The sequence below is a fragment of the Paraburkholderia ribeironis genome (genome assembly GCF_900019265.1).
GTDB classification, from domain to species: domain Bacteria; phylum Pseudomonadota; class Gammaproteobacteria; order Burkholderiales; family Burkholderiaceae; genus Paraburkholderia; species Paraburkholderia ribeironis.
Window position 1 is genome coordinate 78681 of the sequence record NZ_CYGX02000070.1, and the last position, 9300, is coordinate 87980.

The 9300-nt window shown below is 61.2% G+C and carries 9 protein-coding genes; 4 read left to right on the top strand and 5 right to left on the bottom strand.

Translation table 11 applies throughout. The annotated features are described in order from the left end of the window. The first annotated feature begins 185 nt into the window (after positions 1-185). From BN2475_RS27285 to BN2475_RS27295, 3 genes are all read left to right on the top strand, one after another. Positions 186-401, top strand: coding sequence for a transcriptional regulator (locus BN2475_RS27285; protein ID WP_094782566.1), 216 nt, complete (start codon positions 186-188; stop codon positions 399-401). A 495-nt stretch (positions 402-896) separates the two neighbouring features. Then, positions 897-2351: an indoleacetamide hydrolase gene (gene iaaH, locus BN2475_RS27290; RefSeq protein WP_094782567.1), complete on the top strand. Its 1455-nt coding sequence runs from the start codon at positions 897-899 to the stop codon at positions 2349-2351. Positions 2352-2430: 79 nt separating this feature from the next. After that, the gene (locus BN2475_RS27295; protein ID WP_094782568.1) at positions 2431-3216 is read left to right on the top strand and encodes a CDP-diacylglycerol diphosphatase; all 786 of its coding nucleotides are present in this window, start codon (positions 2431-2433) and stop codon (positions 3214-3216) included. A 290-nt stretch (positions 3217-3506) separates the two neighbouring features. Here BN2475_RS27295 and BN2475_RS27300 read toward each other — a convergent pair whose 3' ends face one another. From BN2475_RS27300 to BN2475_RS36270, 5 genes are all read right to left on the bottom strand, one after another. Beyond that, positions 3507-4634 (bottom strand): DUF2827 domain-containing protein, encoded by a 1128-nt coding sequence (locus BN2475_RS27300; protein ID WP_094782569.1) that lies wholly within the window; start codon positions 4632-4634, stop codon positions 3507-3509. Positions 4635-4646: 12 nt separating this feature from the next. Beyond that, positions 4647-5228, bottom strand: a complete 582-nt coding sequence (locus BN2475_RS27305) for a hypothetical protein (protein ID WP_094782570.1) — start codon at positions 5226-5228, stop codon at positions 4647-4649. A 3-nt stretch (positions 5229-5231) separates the two neighbouring features. Further along, entirely contained in the window at positions 5232-6389 is a 1158-nt protein-coding gene (locus tag BN2475_RS27310) for a DUF2827 domain-containing protein (RefSeq protein WP_094782571.1), read from the bottom strand. Next, on the bottom strand, positions 6386-7543 hold the full coding sequence (locus BN2475_RS27315; RefSeq protein ID WP_094782578.1) for a DUF2827 domain-containing protein: 1158 nt from the start codon (positions 7541-7543) through the stop codon (positions 6386-6388). The genes BN2475_RS27310 and BN2475_RS27315 overlap by 4 nt, the downstream gene beginning before the upstream one ends. 109 nt (positions 7544-7652) lie before the next feature. Then, the gene (locus BN2475_RS36270; protein ID WP_281254276.1) at positions 7653-8282 is read right to left on the bottom strand and encodes a YadA family autotransporter adhesin; all 630 of its coding nucleotides are present in this window, start codon (positions 8280-8282) and stop codon (positions 7653-7655) included. 214 nt (positions 8283-8496) lie between these two features. Between BN2475_RS36270 and BN2475_RS36275 the strand changes: the two genes are divergently transcribed. Further along, positions 8497-9300 (top strand): hypothetical protein (locus BN2475_RS36275; protein WP_281254278.1); only part of this gene is annotated, 804 nt, incomplete at its 3' end.

Sequence of the window (9300 nt, forward strand, 5' to 3'; positions counted from 1 at the left end):
TCCGGGCTCCCGAAGACCGCTCCCGAACCCCGCTGATTTGCTTACGACGAAAGATTGGTTCACCCGCTGCGCAGCGCGCTCTACGCTTGACCCAGCCGGCAACTCACGAATGCCTGGCGCCACCGGGTTACGTCCCCACGCACTGGTTTTTGCAACACACGCGGGCACACCGACACGTCAAGACCATGAAGTCACATATCCGCTACAAGGGCTACGAGGTCGCTCCGGCCGCACAACTGATGCCTAACGGGTTGTTCGCCGCCAACCTGACCATCGAGGAGCCCGCCGCGAGCAACGGCAAAGCCTACTCGTTCGACGCACTCGATTACTTCTTCGACGAGGAGCACGCGCTCGCCTATGCGTTCCGATGGGGACGCATGTGGGTCGATAACCACCAGTAACGTTTATCGACGCGCTCGCGGCGGCGATGGGCGTTGCGCCGATCGGGCCCATCGCGCCTATCGCGGCACTTGCGGCAGGACGCGCCGTCGCGGCGCGATCCGGCGGGCCATGCGCGCGCCAGCAGCCGACAGCGAGAGCCGGACCGTCCTGAGGCCCGGCCTCGGCTTTTGAGCACTTGTGCCAGAATGGGCAACACGTCGAGTTCGCCTTCTGGACGCTTGCCATGTCCGATACACCTGTCGATGTTGCCGAATATCCCTCCCGAGGCCGCCGGATATCGCGCGGCGTCGGCCCGCGCGCAGCGCGGTCTGCGGGCTTATCACGCGGATCGGCTGGCCCATGCGGTTGGGCTGGCGCATGCCGCCGCCCGACAGCCTCCTCGCTGCTGAATTCGCGGTGATCGGCGACCCGTCGTTGCGGGCGCGCAAGTCAAGCGCCGCGCTTCGCCCAACCCTGGCGCCGGCAACGCACCCCACGGTAAGGAGACGCCGGTCATGACATGGACCGTCGATCAACAACTCGCGCTGACCGCCACGCAAGCGGTCGCCGCGATCCAGTCCGGACAGCTCAAAGCCACTGACTACGTGGCCACGCTGCTCGCCCGCGCCGCCGCACTCTCCAGCCTGAACGCGCTCACCACGCTCGATCTCGACGGTGCGCTCGCCGCCGCGCGGCGCATCGACGGCCTGTCTGGCGCCGCGAAAGCGCAATTGCCGCTCGCCGGCTTGCCGGTCGTCGTCAAGGACAACATCAACACCGCTGGCCTGCAGACTTCGGCGGGTACGCCCGCGCTCGAAGGCTTTGCGCCCACGACGAACGCGCCGTCGGTGCAGCGGCTCATCGACGCCGGCGCGATCGTGCTCGGCAAGGCCAATATGCATGAACTGGCGTTTGGCATCACCAGTACGAACCTCGCCACGCATGCGGGCCCGGTGCGCAATCCCTACGATCCCTCGCTGATTCCGGGCGGCTCGTCAGGCGGCACCGCCGTGGCGATCGCCGCGCGCATCGTGCCCGCGGGTCTGGGCACCGACACCGGCGGCTCGACCCGCATTCCGGCCGCGTTGACGGGCACGGCCGGCTTGCGTCCGTCGGTTGGCAATGGCGGCGCCGAGCGGCGCTACCACGATCCGAACGCCGTGGTGCCGATCAGTCATACGCGCGACACCGTGGGCCCGATGGCGCGCACGGTCGCCGATCTCGCGCTGCTCGATGGCGTGATCACCGCGGCTGGCCCGTTGCCCGCGCTGACGCTGCGCGGCCTGCGCATCGGCCTGCCCGTGCCACTGTGGGACGGCCTGGAGCGGCAAGTGGAAGACGTCGCGCGTGCCGCGCTGACCACGCTCGAAGCGGCGGGCGTCGTGTTTGTGCCGGTCGCCATGAGCGAGCTGGAACACCTGAACAGCATGGTGAGCGGCCCGATCGCGATCCACGAAGCGGGCGACGACGTGCTCGCCTGGCTGATCGCCAACCACGCGCCGGTCAGGACCGTCGCCGACATCGCCGCGCGCATCGCGAGCCCGGACGTGCGTGCGATCTACGACGACGTCCTCGCCGATGTGACCGGTGCCCACTACCCGGCCGCGCTGAATTACTGGCGGCCGCGCTTGCAGCAGTACATCGCCGCGACGTTCGCCGATGAGCGCCTCGACGCGCTGCTGTTTCCGACCACGCGTCTGGCCGCCGTGCCGATCGACGACGTGAATGGATCGTCGGTGGTGTCGATCGATGGCGCGCCGTCGATCGACACGATGGAGGCGTTCCTGCGCAATACCGATCCGGCCAGCACGTCCGGCATCCCGGGGCTGTCGCTGCCCGCGGGGATGACCGCGAGCGGCTTGCCGGTCGGCCTCGAGCTGGACGGACCGCTTGGCGGGGACCGACGGCTGCTGGCGATCGGCGTCGCGTTCGAGCAGTTGCTCGGCGCGGTGCCCGCGCCGCCGCTTTGATGCCCGCTTTGATGCCCGCTTTGATTGCCCGCTTTGATTGCCCGTCGCAACGCCAACCCAACCACCCACCCGAGTGCCGATGACGACACCCACCTCCGCCTGCCCGCCACGCCCCTTCTTCCGCAATGCCGCCAGACTGGCCACGGTGTTGGTTCTGGTACTCGCCGCCGCATGCGCGCGTCTCGCCACGGTCGATTCCAACGCGCTGTGGAAAATCGTCGATATGCGCTGCGTGCCGTCGCAGCAGGCGACCGGCACGCCGGGCCAATGCACGAACGTCGATCTCGACAAACGTTATGTAATCCTGAAGGATATTCTCGGACGCTCGCAATATCTGCTGATTCCGACCGACCGTATCACCGGCATCGAGAGCCCCGCCGTGCTCGCGCCGCACGCGCAGGACTACTGGGTCGACGCGTGGGGCTCGCGGCATTATGTCGAGAGTGCCGTCGGGCGCACCTTGCCCGACAATCAGCTCGGCCTCGAAATCAACTCCGAATATCGCCGTTCGCAGAACCAGTTGCACATCCATATCGATTGCATGCGCCGCGACGTCAGCGCGGCGCTCGCCAGGCACGCGAACGACGCGCCCGGCAAGTGGCAGTGGGATACGCTCGACGGCACGCGTTACCGGATCATGCGCGTGACCGCGCTCAGCGAGGCCGGCAATCCGTTCCGCGTGGTCGCACGCGACAATCAGCACGCCGCAGCAATGGCCACGCAAACCATCCTCGTGACAGGCGCGGGACCGTCCGCCGCAACGGACGGCTGGCTGATCGTGAATAGCGGCACTGAGGTCGACGACGGCAGCGGCACGGCCGAAGGCCTGCTCGACCATGCATGCCGCGTGGCCGACGCCGCCTGAGCGCCTGACGACACGCCGCCGCGACGACTTTTCGCCTAAGCGATCCGCTCACTGAAAAAGCAGGTCAAGCGTGATCAAGCCAGTGCATTCTTTGGCAATCTGCCCATTGCGTGATTGGCGTGGATGCATGCGGTAGCACGCACGATTTGCCGCGCAAGTTGCAAGGCTTGAGACGTGCGGCGGATGGCGCTCTTTCCACAAGATTCAGCGCGCGGCACGCTAAAGAAGCGGACGGCCTGTCTGCAAACACCACGTCGGCTATAGCAAGGTAACTCTATTTTCCAAGCGGTCTATCGAATTGGTCTGCGCACAAGCTCGTCAAGCAGCGCGCTATATGTTTCGACCAATTGCAGATTGTCAGGCAGATAACGTCGGATCAACGCACGCTGGCGCTCACGATAAAACGCGTGTTGCGCATCGTGGGTGTCGATTGCTTCAATAACCCGATGTGCGCCATCGTGAACGTCGTTGTCGCGATAGTAGTAGCCCAGATCCGCACAGAGCGTCGCGTTATGCACAAGCGGGTAACCCTGCCAGCAGACCTCAAGATAAAAATAATTGAGTGGGTTCTCCCACTGGTGGGATATGACAATATCGGTGTTTTCGGCCAGGAACGCCGGCGTATCATGGCGCCCAAGAAACACCGCTTTGTGTTCGCGCACAATATCAAGCTGATTCATCAACGCGATAAACTCTACATTGTTACGCGCGATCTGCTCCGCATTGGTCACTTGCAACAGTGCGATTTCATCAGGCCGTTCGCGGTAAGTGAGTTCCGCGATCATGGCAGGATACAGGCAGAATTTCACGACGTTGATGTTCGGCTCCATTACGCTCAGGCGTCGCGGCCCCGCATGTGGCTGATATTCACCGGCGTGTGGCAGACGCCGTACTCGCGCATCCAGAAATACGTGACTCCATATAAATGGCACCTCCCGGCCCGACTGGCGCCGTAACACCTCGAAGTACGATTGGCTTATGTTCGCCACCTGCGGAATCACCCAGATGTCATCGTAGCGCTGGTTGACAAACAGATTCCCTCCCGACATCCGTCTGCCGAACAGGACCGCCTCCATGGCGTGGATGTACTCGAACCCACAACAGTAAGACACAACCCGTGCGCCACGCCGTTTCAGATAATCGGTCTGTGCCGCATCGATCTGACCACCGAGTTCGATCAGCACGTCGACGCTGTCCTTTGCGTCCTCGAAACTCACCGTGGGCCAACGTTCGAGATCCCACGGCAGTGCGCTCGAGATCGGAATCGCCGTCGTGTTAACAAGCAGTGCGCTTGCCACATTCGGGCAATTGCGCAGCGCCTCCGCGAGGAACACGGCATTCTGCTTGATGCCGTTATTCCAGAGCGTTTCGGCCTCATGATGCAATCCGATGGTAATCCCGATGCGTAATCGGCTCATAGCACGGCTCCCCTATTTCCCAACACCCGGCGTCGCAGCCGAAAATTTCACGTAGCGGCGAATGACCAAACAGCCCGGAGGCGCGTCAATCAACGACACCGATGAACCTGGTTCACGTGCCTCGACATACACCACCATCCGGTTGAGTAGCTGGGTCGCCTGATAGCCTTGCAGCTCCTGTTGCGCTACCCGTTTGCAGACGATCGGTGCAAACGAAATCCGTTCCGCTGCAACCGAGCAGGAGCCGTCCGCTTCAGGAACAGCTGTGATCGACATCGCAGCGCTGTCGGATGGATATTCGAGGCCGATTAGCGAGAATACCGAACTCTTGCTGGGCCGCTTGCGGTCCCAGTCAAGCAGCACGTCGTTGTTATTACTGTCACGGATACCGAGCGCCGATAGCGAAGTCAGCGCCGGCAGGCATTGCTTGACGCCAACGCCGGTCGCAGCAAGCGCAAGTGCATTGTTGGTCTGTGCAGACGGTGCCTTCGGTGCCAGCACAGCCTGAGAAAATGCGTTACCGAAAGGCATCAGCGATATCGTCAGTAGAACCAGTGTGCAGGCAAAGCGCAATTTCAAAGCAACAGATTCCATCGGTCAGGCCCGTGTGTAAAGGGAGTCAATCGCTTCACTATAAACACGCACATTGACCTCATTCTCAGGATCCAATCCGCGCAAAAATTCGCTCGCTGTGCGCCGATAACTATCGAGGTTTGCATCATGGTCAGCAAACGCACGGAGTAATGCACGGCCACCCTCTTCGCAATCGAAGTCGTGATACCGATATCCGCACGCACCGATCAGATGCGAATTGTGGATCAGCGGATAGCCGCCATAAAGCGCCTCGTAATAGACGTAATTCTGTGCGTTTTCCCACTGATGGCTGACGATCGCATCGACATCCCGAGGCACCACGAGACAGAACGGGAAGCGTCCTTCGAATGAGGTGATGCCATGCCTGACGATGCTCAGACTGTTGGCGAACCCGTTGAACGACGGATGATCCTTCATTTTCAGCGTGTTATAGGCCCATACATGTTCCAGCATGTCCGGATTGTCACGATGGGCCGCTTCACAACTCAGCATAGGCACATAACTCGTTTTCACCATGCAGATGTTCGGCTCGAAGATGCCGACACGCCAGCGGCGGCGTCCCGGTTGATAGGCGAACGTCTGACCTTGTGGCAGGCGCGCGATTTCCTTCTCCAATACCATAGAACTCCACAAGTGCGGCATCATCCGGACCGGCGCGCGAAATACGCTACGGTAGTATGGCAGGCACGTGTTCTCGTACTCCGGCAACGTCCAGATCTCGTGATACGGCGCGCCCGTGATCAGCAACCCGTGAGGCTGGTCGAAAACCATCCGCTCGATGTCAATGACGTAGTCGTTGCCAACGCGCATCGAGATGATCTTGCCGCCACCCTCGCGGAATTTCACTATCCACTCGCGGTCGAGCTGCGCACTCATCTCGATCATCACGTCGAGACTCGAGGCCGCCGTGTTCATGTCGATCAGCGGCACCGGCGAATTGGCAAGAAAATGCTGCGCATCCTCCGGACCGCCGCCCCCTCCGCCCGCCACCAGATAGGTCGCCTTGACCCGCGGCGAGCGCATCAGCAGCATCACGAGAAAAATGCAGTTCTGGTAGATACCGTTTTCCCACAGCGACTGCTCGCCCTTACGCACATAGATCGACACGCCGACACGCAGCCCCTCCGGCGATACAAGCGTGGTGTTTTGCCCGGCGCTCATACCTGGAGCCTCAAACCGCTATCGCGGCACAGATGAAGCAACCTGTCCGCGTAGGCGTCGAGGTTGGCCTGACTGAACGGATTTACTGCATCGAACAGGCGCTGTGAGCGTTCACCATAGTCGGCAAGCGTACCGTCGTGGTTCTGCCCGGCGAGCAGCAACTGGCGTGCACCGTCTCGAGCATCGAAGCCGGCATAGTAGTAACCCACCTCGCGCAACCAGGGCGAGTTGTGGATCAGCGGATAGTCGCCATACAGCGCGTCGAGATACATATAGTTCTGATCGTTCTGCCACTGGTGCGATACCACCGCGTCGGCATTCTGTGCCATGAAACCGACAATATCGTGACGGCCGTGGAAAGTCGCCTTGTGTTCCCGCACCAGGTCCAGCGAATTCGCCAGATGCAGCATGGTGAGATGATCCTTCATGTGCAGCGTGTTGAGAACGTGCATAACAGCGACACTGGACCGGTCGACGCGGTATGCCTCGTCGCAGACTAGCATCGGAATACTTGAAGTTTTGACCACCGAAATATTTGGTTCGAAGATCGCTACCCGCAAACCGCCCTGTCGTAAAGCGATTGCAGACGAAGCCACCTCGCCGCGTCGCCGGTAACCATATTCGAGCCCGTGTGCCGCTATCTCGACGATGCGTCGCTCGAGAAACTGGGGATGCCAAATGAACGGCACCGTATGCACTGGACATCGGTGTAGCGTGCGCATGAGTGGCGTGTACGCCTCGTCCTTGGGCAACAGCCAGATTTCGTCGCAGCGATCGGGGCGCGGCGCATGACTGGGCTTGCCGAACACAGATGATTCGACAAGGCCAACATACGGCTGGCCGCAACAGTAAAACACCACCTTACGGCCGCGGGCGCGCATCAGGTCGAGCCACTGGATGTCCAATGCACCGCCCATCTCCACGATGACGTCCACTTCGTCGGTGGACTCGCGTTGCGTCAACACGCGCAAATTTTTCGCTGCAGTGTCAACCTGATGTGGCATCACATTCTGGTTCCCGACATCGATCAGGACCACAGCCTCCACAAACGGCAAGCGCTGAAAGGCCTCGGCCAGAAAAATGACATTCTGGCCGAGGCCGTTCTGCCAGATATTCTGGCCCTCGTGAGTAAGAACCGAAATTCCGATTCTGATTGACATCATCTTTCCATATTGGTCGCAGGTTCCGATTCAGTAGCAGATCCCGATTCCTTCGATTCGGGATCTGCTACGTGAGCCCACGCTGCGCGTGAGCTCACTACGACTACCACTTCCAGCCTACACCCGCGTTAATACCGACGTCGTGACCCGTAGTCGAAATGCCCGCGCCATAAGACCACCTTCCGTTGCGCGACAAGCCCTTGAAGTTCACGGCGACAGCGCTATAGCCCTGATACTGGCCAACCCCGGCACCCAATTCCTGCTCACCCGGAGCAAGCGTCGGCATGTACGTTCCGGACATAGCCATGGCCATTGCGACACCAGAGTACGCAGTGCGGGCAACGTTGTTCACGTTGTTCTGGACACCCTGCAACTGTGACATGTTCACCGCGTCGGTCGGGTTCACACCGGCTGCGACATTGGTGATACGCCGTTCGTTGCCGGGTGAGCCGACCGAGACCGCGTTGTCCTCGTTGGCAATCGAACCAGCGCCCAACGCAACCGAGTTCACGCCGGTGGCCTGCGCCGATGCACCAAGTGCGACCGAGTTATTGCCCGCTGCGAGCGAGCTGTCACCAATCGCCACGGTCGGATCACCCGTCGCCTGCGCGTTATGGCCAATAGCAACAGCACCTTCTACCGACGCGACCGCACGGAAGCCAATCGCGGTGGTGTTGACGGCGATCGCCTGGCTATTTGAACCGTAGGCGGTGGCACCGTTGCCGGTTGCCATCCCACACAGGCCCGTCGCCGTCGAGTCCACACCGCTTGCAGAACCGCACGTTGCCACGTTGACTGTCTTTGCTTGCGTGCCAGATCTGCCGAGCGTTTGAGCAGTGCCGTCACCGTTCGATGCTCCCTCCAGCGTCGTACCGACGGCGGCTCCCGACGCAATAGCAAATTGACTTGCACTCAGGATTGGGGCCACCGTAGTCGACAGCGACGCTATGCTGCTATTGGTAGTGCTCAAGCCCGTCGACAGACTTGCGACATTGCTGCTGGTCGTCGAGAGTCCGGTTGACAATGAACTGAAACCCGTCGAAGTCGAAGTGGACAGCGATGCCACATTGCTGTTGGTCGTGCTCAGACCCGTCGACAGCGATGCCATATTGCTGGTGGTCGTGGAGAGACCCGTCGACAGCGACGCCACATTGCCGTTGGTCGTGGAGAGCCCCGTCGACAGCGATGCCACATTGCTGTTGGTCGTGGAGAGACCCGTCGACAACAACGACACATTGCTGTTGGTCGTGGAGAGACCCGTCGATAGCAACGACACATTGCTGTTGGTCGTGGAGAGACCCGTCGACAGCAACGACACATTGCTGTTGGTCGTGGAGAGACCCGTCGAGAGCGAACTCATGCTGCTCGAGGTCGACGTCGAGAGGCTGTCGAGGTTGCTGTTGGTCGTGCTCAAGCCCGTCGACAGCGAACTCACGCCGGTCGACAGCGAGCTCACGCTGCTCGAGGTCGAGGTCGACAGGCTGTCGAGGTTGCTGTTGGTCGTGGAGAGACCCGTCGATAGCGAGCTCACGCCGGTCGACAACGAACTCACGCTGCTCGAGGTCGAGGTCGACAGGCTGTCGAGGTTGCTGTTCGTCGTGCTCAGGCCCGTCGACAGTGAACTCACGCCAGTGGACAGCGAGCTCACGCTGCTCGAGGTCGAGGTCGACAGGCTGTCGAGGTTGCTGTTGGTCGTGCTCAGACCCGTCGAGAGCGAACTCACGCCGGTCGACAGCGAGCTCACGCTGCTC